Origin of the sequence: Flagellimonas yonaguniensis (assembly GCF_029193885.1) — a bacterium.
Classification (GTDB): domain Bacteria; phylum Bacteroidota; class Bacteroidia; order Flavobacteriales; family Flavobacteriaceae; genus Flagellimonas; species Flagellimonas yonaguniensis.
This window is the reverse complement of record NZ_JARFVB010000001.1, coordinates 893,815-913,957: the sequence shown is the minus strand read 5'-3', so window position 1 is coordinate 913,957 and position 20,143 is coordinate 893,815. Positions and strand designations below refer to the sequence as shown.

The 20,143-nt window shown below is 42.1% G+C and carries 15 protein-coding genes and 1 tRNA gene; 12 read left to right on the top strand and 4 right to left on the bottom strand.

Translation table 11 applies throughout. The features are described from left to right. Positions 1-4: 4 nt before the first annotated feature. The 9 genes from PY092_RS04075 to PY092_RS04035 all read left to right on the top strand — a co-directional run bounded on the left by PY092_RS04075 (position 5) and on the right by PY092_RS04035 (position 12,987). Entirely contained in the window at positions 5-763 is a 759-nt protein-coding gene (locus tag PY092_RS04075) for a PP2C family protein-serine/threonine phosphatase (protein ID WP_275614573.1), read from the top strand. 436 nt (positions 764-1,199) lie between these two features. Next, positions 1,200-1,808 carry an RNA polymerase sigma-70 factor gene (locus PY092_RS04070; protein WP_275614572.1) on the top strand — a complete coding sequence of 203 codons (609 nt, stop codon included), beginning with the start codon at positions 1,200-1,202 and terminating at the stop codon, positions 1,806-1,808. A 164-nt stretch (positions 1,809-1,972) separates the two neighbouring features. After that, positions 1,973-3,094 (top strand): FecR family protein, encoded by a 1,122-nt coding sequence (locus tag PY092_RS04065; RefSeq protein WP_275614571.1) that lies wholly within the window; start codon positions 1,973-1,975, stop codon positions 3,092-3,094. A 233-nt stretch (positions 3,095-3,327) separates the two neighbouring features. After that, positions 3,328-6,537, top strand: a complete 3,210-nt coding sequence (locus tag PY092_RS04060) for a TonB-dependent receptor (RefSeq protein WP_275614570.1) — start codon at positions 3,328-3,330, stop codon at positions 6,535-6,537. 14 nt (positions 6,538-6,551) lie between these two features. After that, positions 6,552-8,213 carry a RagB/SusD family nutrient uptake outer membrane protein gene (locus tag PY092_RS04055; protein WP_275614569.1) on the top strand — a complete coding sequence of 554 codons (1,662 nt, stop codon included), beginning with the start codon at positions 6,552-6,554 and terminating at the stop codon, positions 8,211-8,213. A gap of 55 nt (positions 8,214-8,268) precedes the next feature. After that, on the top strand, positions 8,269-9,621 hold the full coding sequence (locus PY092_RS04050; RefSeq protein ID WP_275614568.1) for a purple acid phosphatase family protein: 1,353 nt from the start codon (positions 8,269-8,271) through the stop codon (positions 9,619-9,621). Between the two features lie 4 nt (positions 9,622-9,625). Then, entirely contained in the window at positions 9,626-10,561 is a 936-nt protein-coding gene (locus PY092_RS04045; RefSeq protein WP_275614567.1) for a metallophosphoesterase family protein, read from the top strand. A 779-nt stretch (positions 10,562-11,340) separates the two neighbouring features. Next, a complete protein-coding gene (locus tag PY092_RS04040; protein WP_275614566.1) occupies positions 11,341-11,907 on the top strand; it encodes a Crp/Fnr family transcriptional regulator in 567 nt (188 codons plus the stop codon). 66 nt (positions 11,908-11,973) lie between these two features. Further along, a complete protein-coding gene (locus PY092_RS04035; RefSeq protein ID WP_275614565.1) occupies positions 11,974-12,987 on the top strand; it encodes a lipocalin family protein in 1,014 nt (337 codons plus the stop codon). A gap of 202 nt (positions 12,988-13,189) precedes the next feature. Here PY092_RS04035 and PY092_RS04030 read toward each other — a convergent pair whose 3' ends face one another. The 4 genes from PY092_RS04030 to PY092_RS04015 all read right to left on the bottom strand — a co-directional run bounded on the left by PY092_RS04030 (position 13,190) and on the right by PY092_RS04015 (position 17,054). Next, a complete protein-coding gene (locus tag PY092_RS04030) occupies positions 13,190-13,360 on the bottom strand; it encodes a hypothetical protein (RefSeq protein ID WP_275614564.1) in 171 nt (56 codons plus the stop codon). A gap of 401 nt (positions 13,361-13,761) precedes the next feature. Next, on the bottom strand, positions 13,762-16,041 hold the full coding sequence (locus PY092_RS04025; RefSeq protein WP_275614563.1) for a patatin-like phospholipase family protein: 2,280 nt from the start codon (positions 16,039-16,041) through the stop codon (positions 13,762-13,764). 513 nt (positions 16,042-16,554) lie between these two features. Further along, positions 16,555-16,722, bottom strand: coding sequence for a hypothetical protein (locus PY092_RS04020; protein ID WP_275614562.1), 168 nt, complete (start codon positions 16,720-16,722; stop codon positions 16,555-16,557). Between the two features lie 104 nt (positions 16,723-16,826). Next, positions 16,827-17,054 (bottom strand): hypothetical protein, encoded by a 228-nt coding sequence (locus PY092_RS04015; RefSeq protein ID WP_275614561.1) that lies wholly within the window; start codon positions 17,052-17,054, stop codon positions 16,827-16,829. A 501-nt stretch (positions 17,055-17,555) separates the two neighbouring features. Here PY092_RS04015 and PY092_RS04010 point away from each other — a divergent pair. The 3 genes from PY092_RS04010 (at position 17,556) to PY092_RS04000 (ending at position 19,893) form a co-directional block, all read left to right on the top strand. After that, a tRNA-Met gene (locus PY092_RS04010) sits at positions 17,556-17,628 on the top strand. 187 nt (positions 17,629-17,815) lie between these two features. Further along, positions 17,816-19,336: a helix-turn-helix domain-containing protein gene (locus tag PY092_RS04005; protein WP_275614560.1), complete on the top strand. Its 1,521-nt coding sequence runs from the start codon at positions 17,816-17,818 to the stop codon at positions 19,334-19,336. 74 nt (positions 19,337-19,410) lie between these two features. Further along, complete coding sequence (locus PY092_RS04000; protein ID WP_275614559.1) at positions 19,411-19,893, top strand: helix-turn-helix domain-containing protein; 483 nt, start codon at positions 19,411-19,413, stop codon at positions 19,891-19,893. Positions 19,894-20,143 lie beyond the last annotated feature (250 nt).

Here is a 20,143-nt window from a genome sequence, read left to right as displayed (position 1 = left end):
GAAAATGAAGATCCACCTACCAGTGCATTGTAATGAAATAGGCCTAAGGGAGTCAAACGAGGATGCCATATACCCCGTGACACCAACAGAGGATTCCCGTTTGTTCATGGTATGTGATGGTGTTGGGGGGCAGGCCAAGGGCGAAGTGGCCTCTTCCTTGACCTGTCAAGGATTTTCCAAGTATCTCTCTGAAAATCCAATGGAGGATATTGAAGATGAAACATATTTACCTTTGGCCCTGCAAAGTGTCGAACAAAATTTGGGCACATATCTCGAAACCCATCCCGAAGCGAAGGGCATGGCCACTACGCTCACTTTTTTGAAAATCTCAGATGAGGATGAAAAGGCATTGATCGGTTGGGTTGGGGACAGTAGGGCATACCACATCCGGGATGGCCAAATCCTTTATCAAACAAAAGATCACAGTATAGTGCAGGGAATGGTGGAAATGGGGGAAATTACCGAAGAGGAGGCCTTGACCCATCCCAAACGAAATATTATTACCAGGGCCGTCAACGGAACCTATCCCACAAGAATTGATCAGAAAATCATCACTGATATCAAGAAAAATGATTTCTTCTTTCTTTGCACCGATGGTATTTTAGAGACAATCAACGATGAAATAATCGCCTTGAGCTGTACAGAACAAGCTTCCGTTGAAAAAATCAAATCATATATAGTGAACAAGGCCAAAGGTGTGACAAAAGACAATTATTCCATGTATATAGTCAAAATACAGAAAACAACATCAAAAAATTCCTGATAACTGAACTACCCCCCACTGGAGAAGAGAAATAGGCCAATATGGAACGATCCTATCATTGGCAATAGCCATAAAGTCGGGATCCTCTTGGGCCATGACCCAAAATCCTTGGGACCCTATTGGTCATTACGGCTTACCCACATGAGCATTCTGTTCTGATAACATACGATCGATTATCAGAGCAACTTACGCCCATTGGCCAAATCCGTTACATACCACCCACGTGCTCCCTTAATCAAAAAGGCCAATACAGTATACCCCCTATTGCTCGGCGGTACATAGCCAAAAACCTTATTAGGTTAATCGGTCTCCCATATCCTTTTGGGGAAGGAAAAAGGGGTTCTTGATCCAATGGTACAATTTTATGGGAAAAGCAGCCATCCTTAACAATTACTTAAAAATTAAGCCCAGATAACAACATGTTATTTGAATAGATTTGGATACCAATTCAACCAAGGTGACCAATTCCAGTCCTGAAAACGATAAGTTGTCCCTCCTGCTATTGAAGCAAGACGACAAACATGCGTTCAATAAAATATTCAATACTTATTGGCAACCCCTATACAGGTCTGCCTTTACTATTTTGAAGGACAAAAAAATCTGCGAAGAGATTGTCCAGGATATTTTTGTCGGTATATGGAAAAACAGAAAAAACCTTGAAATCAAAGTTTCCTTGGAAAGATATCTTTTTTCATGCGTCCGATATCAGGTTTTCAACCAGTTTCGAAAAAACCGAAAAAATTTAAGGTCGGTACTTTTTGAAAATCTGGAACAGCGCTGTACCTATGAAAATCCGGAAAGCGAAGTACTTTACAAGGAACTTGTACAAAAGGTTGACGCCATAGTCGAAAAGCTTCCCGAAAAATGCCGTGTAGTCTATAAAATGAGCAGGGAGGAGCAATTGAGCCACAAAGAAATTTCCAGTAGATTGAACATCTCCCCAAAAACGGTAGAGGACCATATCACCAAAGCGCTTTTTGTACTAAGGACATCCATGGGCGGTTTTCTAAGTTTATTCTTCTTGCCAACATTGCTGCTTGTTTGACCATCACTCCCATAGCAGTAGAATACCTTTTCAACATTTTTACGGGTCGAGAGCAATTTGGAAATAACTTTTTTCAAAAAAATGGGTCATTGACCCGGGGGTCTACAAGTTTTGGGACACTATATAGTAAAGTGCACAAAAAAGGTGCGCATCATTGCATAAAAATGGATAAAGAACAATTCTTACATCTTATAGAAAAACACTTATCGGGAAAAACCACTCACGAAGAAGAAAAAATTCTTTTGCGATATTACAACAGCTTTCAAAAGAACGATGGTGAAGAAGTAGAGGGTTCTTTGGGGTCCGATGATCAAAAAAAAGTCATTTTGGATAATATCCATAAGGAAATGGACAAAGAGGACAAAAGAAGGTTGTGGACAAAAGAAATTCTTAAATATGCAGCCATTGGAATCCTGCTGTTGGGCTCAGGTTATTTCTTCAAGACAATTTTTATACGTACGGGCAGTAATGTTCCTCTTGGTCCAAGGGAAAACTCCATTACCTTAGAAATGGAAAACGGGAGTACAAAACTCATCTCGGAAGGTGCCACGATCAACATAAAGAATACGGAAGGGAACATTATCGCGAACCAGAACGGAAATCAGTTGGTGTACGATAATGAAGCCGATTCCGAAGAATTGGTGTACAACACCCTTAGGGTTCCCTATGGCAAAAAATTCAACCTTCTATTGTCCGATGGTACCAAAGCCCGCTTAAACTCCGGTTCCTCCCTTAAATACCCTGTCAAATTTTTACAGGGCATGAAACGACGTGTCTTCCTGACCGGAGAAGTGTTCTTGGAGGTCCAAAAAGATTCTGCCCATCCCTTTATTGTGAATGCGGACAACTTAAACATACAAGTGCTCGGGACAAAATTCAACGTCAATGCCTATCCGGAAGACGAAACGGCGGATGTAGTCTTAGTTGAAGGTTCCGTACAATTGAGGGGTGCTACCCATGGTTTGGGTTCCATACTGCTAAAACCAGGTTTTAAAGGAAGTTACAACAAAAAGACCCATGATTTTGATACAAGGGAAGTGCTCACCGGGATTTATACATCTTGGATGGAAGGCGACCTGGTGTTTAGGAACATGACATTCCAGAACATCCTTAAAAAGTTGGAAAGGCATTATGCCGTGGTCATCATCAATAACAATAACAAATTGTCATTGGAGAAATTCAATGCCAGCTTCACAAATGAACCCCTCATCAAAGTCCTGGAAAATTTAAAAGCCACTTATGGCATTGAATTTGAAATCGATAAAAACCAAATAACTATTTACTGACAACTTAAAAACAACATTGCCAATGAGATAGAAACCAAACTTTACCAATACAGAAAATCACTGGTTTATTTCTTCAAACCTTAAGAAATAAAAAAATCGGAAAATGGTCGCACATTTCCCGATTGGGTTACAGTGATCATTAGAGGAACAACCACATTTAACACTATAAAAGTATGAAAAAACTTCTTACCCATACAAGAAGCCCCTACCCCTTATTGAAATTTGATTTAAAAATGAAACTTAGTGCACTGTTCATGTTCGTTGCCCTGCTAACAATGCAGGCGAACACTTCTTATGGACAGCGAACCAAACTTACGTTGAATTTAAGCAATGTCTCTGTCGAACAACTTATTGATAACATTGAAAACAGCACTGAATTCAGGTTTGTCTATAAAGTAAAGGCCGTCGACCTAAATCGCCAAGTAACGATCAACGTAAAGGAGGAGTTGATAGAGAAGGTTTTGGAAACAGTCTTTGGGAATACCTCAACCTTATATAACATTATTGATCGACAAATATTCCTAACAGAAAAAAAGGACCTACCCATTATGGGTAAGCCGAGTATCGAAACCAAAATCATCCAATACACCATTACAGGGAAAGTAGTTGATGAACTTGGAACGCCGCTTTTGGGCACCACTGTTGCCGTAAAAGGAACCACTCGGGGTACCACCACTGATTTTGACGGCAACTATTCCTTGTCCCTTGATGGCCTCGATGCAATACTACTATTCTCATTTGTTGGGTATGTGACCCAAGAAATCGAAGTGGGGAATCAAACGACCATCAATGTAAAACTACTTCCCGATAACGCTAAATTGGATGAAGTGGTGGTCGTAGGATATGGTACCCAGAAAAAGAGCGATGTCACCGGATCGGTCACCTCCGTGGCCCAAGAACGATTGGATCTGGTTCCCAACAGAAATATTGCACAGGTGCTACAGGGTGCCCTACCAGGGGTCACCATCCGTCAAACAACTGCTGGGGCCGTAGGGGAGCAAACCATTATTGTAAGGGGGCGCAACTCCATTTTGGCAAGCAACGACCCTCTCATCGTATTGGACGGCGTCCCCTATTATGGGGATTTGAACGATATCAGTGTCAATGACATTGCCTCAATGGAAGTTTTGAAGGATGCATCCGCATCCGCCATTTATGGATCCAGGGGTTCCAACGGCGTTATTCTGATAACAACCAAAGCAGGCAAAACCGGGAAGGCCAAAATCAGTTATCAAGGAAAATTTGGGATTCAAGAGCCCATCAATCTTCCGGTTTTCTTGACAGGCAGGGAATTTTATGATTTCAAGTCCACCCGTAATGCAGAATTATTGACGGACACTGAAATCGCCAATTATGAGGCTGGACTGGAAACGGATTGGATAGATCTGTCCCTAAGAACCGGTTACACCCAGTCCCATAACGTTTCCCTGACCGGCGGAAATGACAACACCAAATACTACATTGGAGGCAATTTCTTGGATGTAAAAGGTCTTTCCGTGACAGATCAGTACCAAAGAATCTCGGGGAGGGTGAACATCGATACCAAGATTACGGAATGGTTGGATTTTGGGACCCGAAGCCAGTTTACCTATGATGATCGGGGCGGATACAATATTGATTACGAAGCAGTTTTTGAGATCAACCCCCTTCTGGCCAACCCTTTTGATGAAAATGGGGACATCAATCTATTCCCATGGCCTGAATTTCCAGATGAAAACCCCCTGGAGGCCGAAAATTATAAGGATGAGGATTATTCCAATCAAATCGTATCAAACAACTATATCAATGTAACCTTCCCATTTTTGAAAGGACTTAATTATAGATTGAACACGGGGATACGAAGAAGATGGTCCGAACGGAAAACCTATGCCGGGAGCAACACGGTGGTAGGTATAGCCAACTCCGGCCAGGCATATCTTTCCAGTACGGAATTTAAAAACAATGTAGTCGAGAACATCCTGACCTTCAACAAAGAGTTTGGCAAGCACAATGTTTTTCTTACCGGGGTCTATAGCTATGAAGAGAACGAACAGTATTTTGAGGAACTCACGGCAATCAATTTTCCCAATGACGAATTCACCTATTTTGGAATTTCCCAAGCCTCTTCCATAGAATCCCAAAACGACTACCAACGTACCGCGCTCATTTCACAAATGTTGCGACTTAATTATTCGTTCAACAACACCTATTTGTTGACCTTGACCGGAAGACGGGATGGTTTTTCCGGTTTTGGACCGGATAACAAATGGGGTGTTTTTCCCTCAGTCGCCTTGGGCTGGAACATTTCGAGGGAACCTTTCTTGGAAAATTCGACCACCATAAACCAATTAAAACTAAGGTTATCGTGGGGCATCAATGGAAACCAAGCAGTCGATCCCTATTCATCGATCACCAGGTTGCGGGACAGGAACACCTTGTCCGGCGAACAATCCTTGGTAGGTTATGTTCCAAGTGTCATTGGTGATAAGGATTTGGGATGGGAGTCCAGTGAAACCTATAATTTGGGATTGGATTTTGGACTTTTCAACAACAGGGTCTTCGGTGATCTGAACCTGTATGAGACCAACACCTCCGATCTATTGTTGAACAGGACCATCTCATCCGTTCATGGAATAAACCAAGTGACCCAGAACATCGGCGAAACACAAACCCGGGGACTGGAACTATCCCTATCCGTTGTCCCCTGGGTGACCCAAGACTTCAATTGGAAGATATCGGGAAACTTTGCCACCAACAAAAATAAGATAGTTTCCCTATATGGTTATCTACAGGAAGACGGGTCAGAAATCAATGATTTGGCCAATGCCTGGTTCGTGGGTGAACCCATACGTGTCAACTTTGACCAAAAGATGATCGGGGTCTGGCAATTGGGGGAAGAGGAAGAGGCCGCTGTATATGACAGGGTCCCCGGTGATGCCAAGATAGAGGATGTGGACAATAATGGGGTGCTGGATGACAAGGACCGCCAGATCATTGGGCAGAGAGACCCTAAATACACTTGGGGATTGAGCAATGCATTTCAGTATAAGAACTTTGGTTTGGAAGTATTTTTTATAGGATCCCACGGGGCAACCAGGCACAACAACCTGTTGAGGGACAATACCGCTGCTGAAATTAGACGAAATGTCCTAAAAAAGAACTGGTGGACCCCGGACAATCCCACCAATGAATATTTCAGGAACAATGATCAGGTAAAGGGGGGTTCCATCTATGAGGATGCCAGTTTTGTCAGGTTGAAGGACATTACGGTCTCCTATAATTTTCCCAAAAAGGTTCTGTCGAAAATAAAATTGGAAAAACTTCAATTGTTTGCATCCGGTAGAAACCTGCTCACCATTACGGATTGGACGGCCGGAGATCCGGAACTGGAACTCCCAAGTAGCCAAGCCGGGATTCTACCGCTCCAACGTGAGATCACCTTTGGTTTAACACTAGAATTTTAAGAAAAAAATACAAAATGAAAAAACTAATAACATGCCTTGTAAGCTCAATATTGCTTATAAGCAGCTGCAGTGACGATCTGTTGAACGAAAATCCGCCCAATGTGATTTATGCAGAGAATTTGTACTCTGATCTATCTGGGCTGGAAGCGGGAATAAATGGTCTTTATTCCCTAATGCGCTATGAACGGGAAGGATTGAATGCCAGTTCTTCCCTTATAACGGATGTGACCATGTCCGGCACCGATATGTTTGCCGCCAACCACAGCGGCAACGGGGTCTCTCGGGTATCGGTGGATTGGACTGCCAGAAACAGGCCGGATTATGATGTATATGAAGGAGTCTTTCTATGGCTATATGAAATTGTCAACTCGTCCAATGAAATCATAAAAAATGTCGAGGAAAGGGAGGATATCGATTGGAGTGGCAATGAATTGAGTGAAACTGAGAACAGGAACCTGATCCTTGCCGAAGCAAGGGTAGCAAGGGCATTCGCCTACCGCCATCTATCGTATCTTTGGGGCGATGTTCCACTGAACCTGAATCCATCAAGCGATGGAATCATCAGAACAGATTGGGAAAGGACCCCTGTAAATGAGGTACGCCAGCAGGTTGTCAAAGACCTTCTCTTTGCTGAACCCATCATCCCTGAAGAGGGCTCCTTGACCGGAAGAATCACCAAAGGAGCAGTGCAACACTATCTTGCGGAACTCTATCTGACATTGAACAAACCGGACAGTACACTGTTCTGGGCGAACAAAGTGGTCAACAACCCCGCCTATGCCCTTATCACCGAACGTTATGGCGTGCAAGTGGATCAGGCAGGTATTGCCTTTATGGATATGTTCAAGGCCGGGAACACCAATCGTGAAGAAGGAAATTCAGAAGCCTTGTGGGTTTTCCAGTTTAAGAACAATGTCCTTGGTGGCGGGGAATATCCCATTATGGCAATGCACCATACCTCGAGGTATAGGAGTGGTGACCTGGACTTGACCGTTACTGCTGACCGGGGCGGGTATGGAAATGGCCGCTCTTCCTTGACCAAATGGGCCTTGGACAATTTTGATGACCCCAATGATGATCGCTTTTCTGAATATGCCATTCGAAAATCCTTCACTTACCGGGACGCGGCAGGAAATGCCCCCTACCCGGCCGACAACCTACCCGAGGGTAAAAACTATGGGGATAAAATCTATTTGGATTGGAGTGAGGATATCACCGATGACCATAACGGTATTGAGGAATGGCCCTTCAGCAGAAAATATGACTGGGCCGACCCCGTGGATCCCATTGGGAACAGGGAATCGTTTTACGATCAGATCTATCTTCGGGCCGCCGACACCTATCTGCTCAAAGCCGAGGCGGAATTTAAGTTGGGGGATGTAGGAGCTGCGGCCAATACCATCAACATCCTCAGGGCAAGAAGCCATGCTTCCAATATTACGGTAAGTGATATTGACATTGATTTTATACTGGATGAACGTGCCCGGGAACTGATGGCCGAAGAGCCCAGAAGGTATACCCTATTGCGAACCGGCAAATGGGCCGAACGTACCATGAAGTACAACAACCACGGATCAAGTACCATTGACCCGAAGCGTGATATATTACTTCCCATTCCACAGTCTGTCATAGATTCCAATTTAGAGAAAGAGATGCCTCAAAATCCGGGCTTCTAAAGTACAAATGCCCCTACTTGCTTATAGAGGTAGGGGCTTTTAATCCCATAGTAGAATGAAAAAAAGCATTGCTTTAGTGATCCCGTTTTTAATCCTTGCCTTCCATTGTCAAGGACAGATAAAAGAGAACAACAGTCTTTTGGAACAGTTGCCCCATCATATCAAACTGTCATGGGAGACTGCCCCAGAAACCAGTCAAGCGGTCACATGGAGGACGCGAGCCGATGAACCAAAAGGTTATATTGAATATGTGGAAGCCACAGCCTCTCCTTTTTTTGAAGAGCACATAAAAAAAGTACAAGCCATTTCCCGATCATATACATCAGAGGATGGGATATGGTACTATCATTCGGTAAATCTTCAGAATTTAAAGCCGAATACCCCGTATTCTTATCGTGTTGGCAATAAGGACCTATGGTCTGAGTGGTCAGAATTTAAAACAGCTACGGGACAGAACGAACCGTTCAAGTTTTTATATTTTGGTGATGTACAGCGCTACATCCACTCCTTGGGAAGCAGAACCTTGCGACAAGCGGTTTTGGCCAACCCGGATGCTAAGTTTATGCTCTTTGCCGGAGACTTGATCCATAGGGGAGGTCTGAACACCGAAAATTGGAATGAATTTTTCCCTGCTGGGGGATGGGCCTTTCAAAATATCCCTATTATGGCCACACCAGGGAACCATGAGCATACATGGGTGGCCAAAGAGACCAAAGAGATCACACCCCTTTGGAACCTTAACTTCGCCTTCCCTAAAAATGGTCCCAAAGGACAGGAGGAACAAACCTATTATGTGGATTATAACAATATCAGGATCATCTCATTGGACACTTCGGCCAAAATAACAGCTGCCCAGCAACAGGAAACCTATGTGTGGTTGGAAAAGGTCCTCAAGGAGTTCGATGGGGATTGGATATTCGTGACATTTCATCACGCCATGGCGGGTTTGGCAAGAAATCGCAATCCCGATATCCGTTTCCCTGAAATCAAGGCACTGTTGGAGAAATATAAGGTACCAATGGTATTGACCGGACATGAACATCTCTACGCAAGGGGTAGGATGGGAGCTGATTTTCCAATCTATGCAGTGTCCGTTGCCGGTCCCTATCAAAATGCGATACAGTTCAGTGATTGGATCGAGCGTGCTGGTACCACAATGCAACTGTATCAGGAAATACATGTTTCCGAAAACCAATTGAAATACGTATCCAAAACGGTTTTGGGTGATGTATATGATGCGTTTACCATCACCAAAAGATCAAATGGTGAATTGCAGTTTGAAGAAGTTCCGAACCTACCCGCTGAATCCCTCGTTCCCACCAAGGATTTTGAAAAGCGCTATGATAGGGAACTGGTCAAAAGCTATGAAGCGGATAGAATCAAATATCTTCAAAGAAAAAAAGAGTAGAACCATGAGAGCCCTATTTTTATCAGTACTGCTATTTGTTGAATTGGGCATTAATGCCCAAAACACTGCGCCAACCGCCACAACTTATAAAGATCAAGAGGATTTTTCCTTTGTCTTTGTGACCGATATCCACCTGCAACCCGAACATGGGGCACAGGAAGCCTTTCAAAAAGTGATCGATACGGTCAACAAACTCAATATTGATTTTGTGATTACCGGGGGCGATTTGGTGTATGATGTACTTAGGGGCAATTTCAATCGCTCAGACTCATTGTTCCACACCTATAGCAATACTATAAAACAGTTCAATGTACCTGTCCATAACACCATTGGTAACCATGAATTGTTTGGGATTTATAAGGAAAGTGATATCCAAAAAGATCATCCAGATTATAAATATGGAATGTATGAGCGTTATTTGGGAAAAAGATTTTATTCCTTCGACCACAAGGGATGGCATTTTATATCATTGTGCTCCATCGAAGAAAAGAATCAAAAATATATTGGTTTAATTGATGATGAGCAGCTCGAATGGTTAAAAAAAGACATCTCCCAATTGGATGTCAATACACCAATAGTCATATCCACCCACATCCCCCTTATTTCAACTTACAATCAACGGTACCCAAAAAACAAGATCAAAGAAGTACCCAACGAACTTTGGATTCATAATAGGGATGAGATTTTAAAGCTGTTCCATAAGCATGATTTGAGATTGGTCCTACAGGGCCATATGCACTGGGTTGAAGACATCAACCTTCAGAACAGGACACGTTTCATCACGGGCGGGTCCGTTGCCGGAAGGCCTAGCTGGAGAAGGAAAGATGATCGGGGTGATGGTATACATTATGATGAAGAAGGGTTTATGGTCATACGGGTGAAAAATGATAGCATCTCTTGGAAGTACATTGATAATAAATGGGAAAGCCGACTTAAATGAACATAAAAAAATACCATTAAAGTGCGGTTTGAAACCTAATGCGCAATAAACCAATGTCCAATATTACTTTTTGCTTCCCCCTCAACCATTATGTTTTTGAACCAAATTCAATTTACCGTGAAACCTATCCTTAACATTGGGGATGCCCCATCACTAGGTCTCATCGATTATTTGAAAAGCAAGTATCCACATGGATAGTTTCTGATGCAAAAAGAAGAAAAGATTTGAATTAGTTTGTTTGTTTAATTTGCGATAAGGCGCAGTACTCATCAGGTAGGCTGCGCCTTTTTCGTCAAATGGTATCAATGCCCGGTCCTATCCATAAATTTAGAGCCCTGAAAAAAGTCGATGTACCGAGACCCATGTGGGGCAAGGTATGGGAAAGACCACACAATCACCGAAACAGGCAAGTCCAGTGACCGGACAATGGGTAGGGCATTGAACGGAGTTCTTGGACCGTCACTAAAAAAGGTGGTTTTTCCTTAACGGTAAAAAGGACTATTTTATACATTCAAAGCTAAAATTGTAAAGTGATCCTTGTAAACAGAGGTCATGGCTATCCATGATCAGATCGTGAAATAAACCGATAAACAAAAAAGACCCTTTACTTTACGTTCAAAAGGAATCCTCTGTTGCCGACATGAACCGGACACAGATGGCGAATTCATTTCAAATGGAACAACAGGGATACATTTTCAAATTCAAAAAAAGAGTTTTTTTATAAAAAATTGAACTTATGGCAACTTCGAGGATCGAGCCATAAATATATACAACCGGATATGACAAGCTTTATCAAAAAATTCAATGAATTGAAACCCGTTCCCCTGGAAATAGAAAGGGAAATTTCATCAAAAATAAGAGTGCTCCATAAAAGAAAGGGGGATTTTTTATACAGGGAAAATCAGTTTCCCGATAGTGTTTATTTGATAACAAAAGGATGCTTGAGGACATTTTATCATAAAAATGGGAAAGAGAAAAACACTTCCATCATTTTGGAAAACATCATTTTTGGTTCCACCGCCAGTGTTTTCTTTAATCAACCGGCCATTGACAACGCCCAATTCCTGGAACACTCGACGATTGAACTCATTCCCAACAAGGATTTGACAGTGCTCTATGAAAAATACCCGGAAATGGAAACTTACAGAAGAAAAGTAGCCGAGGAATATTGCATCTTTCTTGAAGAAAAAATAAGGATCATGGAAAACACGGCTTCCAATAAATATAAGATACTAGTCGAAAGGTATCCGGAGATTCTTCAAAGGGTAAGCCTTCAACACATTGCCAATCTTTTGAACATCACCCAAGAAACATTGAGCAGGATCAGGGTCAATACTTTTTTTTGATATATGTCAAAAAAAGGGGGACTTGGGCATTTTACTTTTGAGCATAACCCTTTAAAAGCATTAAAAATGAAAACAGGTTCAAGAAAATTAAGTATCCCCCATTTGATAGACGCCGAACGTGATTTGGCCTTTAAACCCGAGATGGGCACCAATTCCTTCTTTGCCATTGCCGATGTTGAAACAGAAGAAGGCAGAAAATTCAACATTCTTATCCACCAACTCGAAGTACCGGCACCTGCTGGGGTTCCACGAAAATTTCTGAGTATTTTCAATGTGTTCGATATCGATAATGGGACCTTTAAAAGTGATGAGATCATACATTCGGAGGAAGAGGTAACATACGAAACAGACAGCATGTACATTGAAATGCCGAATAGCAAAATAAGTGGGGATTTGCACGCCATCAAGGCCTCTGCCAATTTCGACTGGGGTTCGGTGGAACTCGACATGCAATTTCCCGGTGAGGTTATTTACAACGGCGGGACCGGGGTCTTTAATTTTGTGGGCAATATTCCCACAGGGCAATACTCTGTAACCAAAGGACTGGGCAGTGGCACTTTAAACTTCAACGGCGAGACACATAAGGTTTTTGGCAAAACATGGTATGACAGGCAATGGTTCTGGCGCCATGATTTCTTTGGAAACAAAGAAAAGCCAATGAAAGGAACCTTTCAGGAACAGGACATGTACTGGACATGGATGAACCTTACACTCGATAACGGAGATGTATTGGGTTTATGGGATATCTATCTTTATGGAAAGCAATCCAGCTGGGTGACCATGGCAGAACCGGATGGTTCCCATATCGTTGCAAATGTCGAACCTCTTGCCGAATCTGCAAGCGAGTTCTGGATAAGCCCTATGGGGCAACGCTATCCGACCAATTGGGTCGTCAAGATACCCGAACTGGAGGCTGAACTGATCGTAAGGGCAATCAAAAAAGAACAGGAGGTACCTTCTGACATTTTACCTAAATACGAAGGCTTATGCAATATTACCGGAACTTTCAGGGGAAAACCCGTAACAGGCTATAACCTTGTTGAAATGGTGGGCAACTGGAACAAGGACAGAATGTTCTGATTCTCCGTGTATCTCCTCATAAAATGTCTGACCGGGTTGGATTTTTATAAATTCAACCCGTCTTTCTTTTTCAGCATTCAAATAGGACGTGTGACCTCCAAATAACCGATTTAAACAACAACCCAATTATTTATGTCCCGTATACCAGATGTCCCCTACTCCAAAATAATGCATCTCAACGAATCTGGGCAATAGGCTCCTCTTACATTTTCTTCCAAGGTCTTGGAAGGATTGCGGGAGAAGGCGTATGGACAAATCGGACCATCTCCTTATCCCTGAACCCAATAGGAACACCATACCCATGGACGGGCTCCAAGGGGATTTCCTGATAGGATGCCCATCTTTTGGCACGCAAGACTTCCAAACGGTCCACTTTTCGGACCAGGGAATATCATAACAATCGATTATAGAACCCAACAACCTTCTTCCCTTGGAAGAACTCGGTAACGGTTCTGTTCCCCAACCATATGTCCAAATCCCCGACAAAAAATATAGTGGACCATAAAACAATGCAATCTAGGCAACAATACCTCTGCCTAAAAGACCAAACTCACATGATGCAGGATTTAGCAATGGAAGAAAAGTATGTAGCCGAACATTTCATGGTACTATACATCTTCATGGAATTCTGAATTGAATTTTTCGGTGCCCATATACCAATATCAACAAATCCCCACAGCGTAAGACATTCAAAAATCCATATTCTTGCACGTACCCTGACATTTGGAAACCAAATAAAAATATTATTGCCCATCTCCTCCGAAAAGCCGGCCTTTAGTCGGAAATATTAAAACGATAGCCTACCCCTAAAAACATTCTTATTTTGTCGACACCATTGATCCAGGAAATATCAATATCTATTGGTCCCAACAGGGAATTGTTCGAAAAGATGACACCCGAGGACATCACCATACTGGTTTCCAGTCGGTCATCCCAATTGTTATTGTTTGAAAAAATGTTCTGTAGAAATGTGTCGACCTCTCCAAAACCTACAACTGCCAGATTCAAATGGGGTGTGATATACGTTTTGCCAAAGAGCTTGTATTGGATCCCAACATTAACTTTTATAAATTGATTCGTGATGAGCTCTCCCTCCTTCAGACCCGGCATTACGTAATTTCTTGGACTGTGCTGTTCTTGGGCACCGCCAAGGAAGTAGGCCGCACCGATTCCATAATCATTGGCGGAAATGTCTTCACCGTCATCCTTGTCCTCCCACAATAATCCCCCGGAGAGGCCCAAAATGGTAGTCAACCTTTCATTCATCAACATCCTTTTTTCAAACCGCATCTCCAGTTTACTATATAGATTGGTCTCCCCTTTGAAGTCCGGAGCATCCGGTCTGTAGAATAATGCATTGGCACTGCTGTACAATGAACGACTCAACCTACCTCTGAAATATGACCCAAAGGTTGCATAAAACGGGGTATCCAAGCTATTGTATACATAATGGGTCGAAAGTTCTATGGTATTGAATTTGGACTCTTCCACACCATAGGGGTTATCTTCAATTTCGGGGTCCACCCTGGGTGTCAGATAATCATTTTGATATTTCACCCCAATTCCGAAATAGCTTCGTAAAGGAGTTATGTTTAAATTGAGCTGGTTATCGAAGATAAAATGTCGATAGCGGAATTTGTCCACATCCTGTCCCTCAATAAAGATACTTTCTTCTGTAAATTGGCCATAGGCCTCGGAGCGCCACCACCAATTTTTTCTCCATCCAAAGTTCTTTTGGTGCTGTAATCTAAATCGAGGTTCTTCCGCTATATCCAAGGTCATAAGAGTACGTGAAGCCTGGCCCAGGATATTCCGACCGGTAAGGTTCAGAATAATTCCCACACCATTATAGCTATCATAATGCAGCGATCCCTTTACGATATTTTTGGATCGTTCAAATCCACTAAGAACAAGGCCTGATTTTTTTCCTTGGTACGAATCAAAAGTTATATGGCTGAAAAGAGTGGTCCCCACGGCACGGTCGAGCCGATCAAGTATGTCCTTCTTTGCATATTTCTCATGCGCGACCAGTTCGGTCCGGGCCTCAACTAAAGCCATATTCTCCTTACTGATCCGTTTATAAATAATGGTATCAAGCACTATACTATCCTTCACTTTGGGCAGATGCGGTCTTTCATGATGGAATGGTTTCAATCGTTTAGCTAGTGCCGACAGTCCATCGATATTGGTGAGCGTAGCAATTTTACCCTCTTCATAAATGGCATCACTATCGTTAAAATCACCAGTTGAATATGTGAGATTTGGAACGTGGTCCAAAAGGATATCGCAGAATGCCCTGTTCTCTGGATTACGCAGATTACTGTGTAACATTCCCGTTTGAAAAAGAAGCACCATAATATCGTTTAATTTCTCTTTGGGTTCCATCCCCCCTCCAACATCGCTACCGATAATGATATCCGCACCCATTTCATGAGCTATATTTGCCGGAAAATTGTTGAGCACCCCCCCATCCACCAATAAGGTGTTCTTATAAGGAACCGGATAAAACACACCGGGTATGGACATGCTGGACCTCAATGCCTGAGTAAGACTGCCACGGTCCAAAATCACCTCTTTCCCGTTCACGATATCTGTGGCCACTGCACGAAATGAAATGGGTAAGTCATCAAAATCGGTAATGTTATTTACGGGATAGGTCAAATCCGATAAAAACACCCTAAGATAATGATCGTTAAGGATATAGGGACTCATTTTTATTTTACCATTTTGTTGGTCAAAATTGACCAGATAGCGATTGAATTCACTTTTTTCTTCCACACCTACATTCCGCATAGAAATGGTGCCGCCCATGAGCTTATCCCAATCCGCATTTTGGGCAATCCGAGAGATGCTATCACCGGAATAGCCCATTGCATAAAGCCCCCCAACAATACTGCCCATACTATTTCCGATTACAATGTCCGGAACGATTCCCAAGGAATCCAGTGCCTGTAAAAGGGGAATGTGGGCCAATCCCTTTGCTCCGCCTCCACTAAGCACCAAAGCCACCTTTGGCCTTTGCTGCACTTGGGCTTGGGCAAGCAACTGACCCATTGAAAGAAACAGAACGATTAAGCAAAAAGTTTTCAATTTAAAGTCGTCCTGACCATAAGATAAATTAAGGCCATGACATTTGTGCTTTGAATACATATATAGTGTTTAAGATACTATATTCCAAAGATATCGAATATGCGAACGACCAAAGCCACCCCCCTATCCTTAAATTAACAAAAAAGTACCCAGGAAGACCTGAAAAACCGGGAAAAACCCATGGTCGAAACACTTAGTAAAAAACTAAATCACTTCAGGTACGACCTTGAAAAACAATTATCGGCTTTCTAATTGCACCCATATCCATCCTGATTTGATTTTTTTTACAAAATTTCGCATGACCAACTACTTCACAAGGACCACTCGCCTGTTCCCTCCCACTTCCTCAAGAACCAGCTTTAGTGATTCCCCTTTCCCCAATACAAATTTGGGCAGCACATACACCAACCTCGTCTCCTTCCCACAATGAATCAAGGTAGACTTGGCACTTGAATATATTGGCTCAAGGTAAATTCCCTAATAGGAGGAGGCCTTTCGCCTCATACTGCCATTGACCCGAAGGATGTCCAAGCGCTTCATTTGAGAATCGATATCGGAACGATTTCCAATACCTACAAGCAGGTACACCTCACCCCAATGGTAGACCAATTCCTCCAATCGAAGTCGAATTCCACCGCTGCGCACAGTACCCAAATTCTTAGGTACTCTATCCAGAAGCAGCTTAGATAGTCCCTTATAAGGGTTGGAGCATTTGTCAAGCTGTCATTTCCTGGCATTACCCTTTATCCCTATTGTTCCCCTTCATTAATAAAGTAGTTCATCTTGGGAAGGGACGCTGTATATGAAATGATATGGGCATACATCTTTCCGTCGGTGGTGATGACCAAAAGATTGCTATCCACCCCATCCATTCGTTGCAACAGACCAAGATGTCCAGTCTCTTCCCTATCATAGGAAAAAACAAAACGTTCATTCCCGGTAACGGCCTTTTGTATGGGACTGGGAAAAAACAGCACCACTATCTGGTGTTCATTGACAAATGATCTTTTCCTCTACGGAGAACTTCCGCCTTGTCTTTCTCTTGATGTCCTTTACGATTGATTCCGTGTTCTTCTTCTTTGCCATTTTAAGTGATTTAAAAGGTTAATGAATCCATCTTCAAGGCTAGCCTTGAAGATAACAAAACCATCACTTATCTTTAGACCAAGTCCGGTCCACTCATGGTTGGAGATTTACACGAATTCAGTAATAAAACCTTTTCTTATATATACTACCAATACTTTGTATGCATAAAGTTACAAGTTGTCAACATTCTTATTGCTTTTCCAGATTAACAAAACCTAGTCAAATCCATAATCAATGTCAAGCTGTTTATTTAATGACCCTAAAACTCTTTTGAATTCCAACTATTTGTGGTATTTTTGTTGTCCTGTACGCATACGGAAACGCATACGGAGCAGGCAATTGATGAAATCAGAGCAAATATTAACTAACTGTCAGTTAAAAAGTTATAAAACCGCGGGGTAGAGCAGTAGGTAGCTCGTCGGGCTCATAACCCGAAGGTCGCTGGTTCGAGTCCAGTCCCCGCTACTACTCAATCGAAAAAAGCCGACAAGATTTTGTCGGCTTTTTTTATGTTCCATCCCCAAACGACCCATTTCACTGACTTTCCCAAGAAGTAAACTTTTATCGGGGCTTACCTACTTTAATAGTTTGTTAACAATTTTAACGACTTAAATTCATAAATTGTTAATACCTAATTCATCATCAATCAAAAATGAGACAATTCACCAACTATATTGTCTTACTCTTTCTATGGCTAAACCTTACGTTTGCCTATGGCATTACCACAAACAGTGGTTATGGAGGTTTTCCAGTGCCCACTGCTGAAACTTTTAAGGATTCTTTGGATTGGGCCGACTATTACTTCAATATTCATCGTTTTGAAGAAGCTGTGCCCTTATATAAAAAGAACCTTGATGTAACCGATAAAGAACAAAAAATCCACATTTTAAAAAAGCTGGCACTCAGTGAAGCAGCTTTGGATGCTCCAGAGGAATCCGTTGCCTACATTTACGATTATTTTAAAATAGATTTTCAGCCGACTTTTCTTTTGCACGAAGATTTTGACGGTATCCGAAACGATACGAATTTCAGTAAATTATCCGGGTCTGTATTGCCTAAAATCACTCTTTGGTCGGTTTTTTACTTTTTTGTCTCCCTGATCGGATTCTATGTCTCCTTTCTACTTCTGATCAACAAAAAAATTGACAAACAGGCCAGCATACTCATAGCTGCTTTTGTTTTCATTCATTCTTTGTTCATTCTAAATATATGCGTGGACCAGACCAATTACGTGTTTGAGTTCCCACATACTTACTTAATGACCACTTGGTCCTCATTTTTGTACGGCCCCTTGCTTTTCCTTTATTTTAAACGGGTTTCCAAATCAACGGACCTTTCCCAAAATGATCTGTGGCACTTTTTGCCAACGCTAATTCTCGCCATCTATCTCATATTCACGGTATATGGTTTTTCAGGTTCTTACAAAGTCAATCAAATGCTGCAACAGTTGGAGGAAGGACCTAATCCCGAGACTTCGACCAAATTATTATTGATTGTTTCCCTAAAAACAATTTCCCTAGGGGTTTATGCCTTTTTTGTCCATTCGATTTTAACCAAGAACAAAGCAGGTTTGGGTAAAAAAACCCAGGTTTGGCAAAAAAACATCTACTTGATCCATGTAAGCTATGTAGTGTTCTACATGATATATGGTTCCTCACTCATCGCAGGTATAGACAGCGGAGTATTGCTCTACACCCCCATTGTTTTGATGAGTGCCATGGTATTGTACGTGGGGTACGCCGCCAATGTACAACCCGATGTATTCAGTGGACGCTACGCTTATACCAATCGATTGTTTCCCAAATATGTAAAATCCGGATTAACCGATAGTTTGTCCCAAGAACTGAAAAAAGAACTTACCGACCTCTTTCAAAAAGAGAAACTGTACCGAAAAAACGATATCAATTTGGATATGGTCGCAGAAAAATTGGATACCACACGGCACAATGCTTCCCAACTCATCAATGAGCATTTCAATATGAGTTTTAGGGAGTTTGTCAATTCACACCGTATTCAAGAAGCCAAAGAGCTTTTGAAAAAAGAGAATGAGCTCAACATTATAGATATTGCCTACGAGGTAGGCTACAATAATAAGGTGTCCTTCAACAAAGCTTTTAAGAAGGATACCCAACTTACTCCCAGCCAATACCTCAACCATCTAAATCAAGGGTAAATTCTTATCGGGAACACCTAAAAACATTTGTTTTATAGCTAACTAGTGGTCATCAATCAAAATCATCAATCACTATGAAACGGCTACTAAAGCAAATCGTTTTCAAGTACATGGGGCAGGAGAACCGGACCTCCCACCCCTTGAACAGTCATGAAAAGTACAAGAAGTCCGGACTAACAGAAGAAGAAGCCTTGATCATTCGGAGCAAAATCAAAAAAGCTTTTGAGGAGGACAAGATCTACAGGAACAACACCATCTGTCTCGATAGTCTTTCAGAACATATCGATGACAATAGATACAAGGTGTCCCAAGTGATCAACACTTATTTCTCTAAAAATTTCTACTCTTTTTTGAACGAGCACAGGATAAAAGAGGCCACACATCTTTTGGTATCTGACTCCACATTGAGCGTGAAGGCCATTATGTACGAAGTTGGGTTCAATAGCAAGAACAGCTTTTACAGTGCCTTCAAGAAAATTACCGGGCTTAGCCCCAACGATTATCGAACTGCTGCAAATATCGGTTTCGACAGGCAACACGAAATACGCATGGCATAGCAGCACCCATTAAATCGTTTAGAGCTATTCTCGCAAAACCTTCTGGAAATCCAGGAGGTTTTTTTATGTGCCGTTATCAAAAAGTTACCATATCCATCCCAATGTGTTAAAAACCGTACTTCCCTATGGGCATCCCTTTATTTAAGGTTCTCGCCGTTTAAAAAGTACCTGACCCGCCGTGCTTATAGGTTGATTTGTTACGCAATTGTAAAGGTAGGACGGTGAGAGGTTCTACTTCTTAAAAAGACAA

Coding starts and splice junctions, on each gene's coding strand:
- PY092_RS04075 (WP_275614573.1), top strand. CDS start 5: ATGAAGATCCACCTACCAGTGCATTGTAATGAAATAGGCCTAAGGGAG.
- PY092_RS04065 (WP_275614571.1), top strand. CDS start 1,973: ATGGATAAAGAACAATTCTTACATCTTATAGAAAAACACTTATCGGGA.
- PY092_RS04060 (WP_275614570.1), top strand. CDS start 3,328: ATGAAACTTAGTGCACTGTTCATGTTCGTTGCCCTGCTAACAATGCAG.
- PY092_RS04050 (WP_275614568.1), top strand. CDS start 8,269: ATGAAAAAAAGCATTGCTTTAGTGATCCCGTTTTTAATCCTTGCCTTC.
- PY092_RS04035 (WP_275614565.1), top strand. CDS start 11,974: ATGAAAACAGGTTCAAGAAAATTAAGTATCCCCCATTTGATAGACGCC.
- PY092_RS04000 (WP_275614559.1), top strand. CDS start 19,411: ATGAAACGGCTACTAAAGCAAATCGTTTTCAAGTACATGGGGCAGGAG.
- PY092_RS04005 (WP_275614560.1), top strand. CDS start 17,816: ATGAGACAATTCACCAACTATATTGTCTTACTCTTTCTATGGCTAAAC.
- PY092_RS04045 (WP_275614567.1), top strand. CDS start 9,626: ATGAGAGCCCTATTTTTATCAGTACTGCTATTTGTTGAATTGGGCATT.
- PY092_RS04040 (WP_275614566.1), top strand. CDS start 11,341: ATGACAAGCTTTATCAAAAAATTCAATGAATTGAAACCCGTTCCCCTG.
- PY092_RS04025 (WP_275614563.1), bottom strand. CDS start 16,041: ATGGGTCAGTTGCTTGCCCAAGCCCAAGTGCAGCAAAGGCCAAAGGTG.
- PY092_RS04055 (WP_275614569.1), top strand. CDS start 6,552: ATGAAAAAACTAATAACATGCCTTGTAAGCTCAATATTGCTTATAAGC.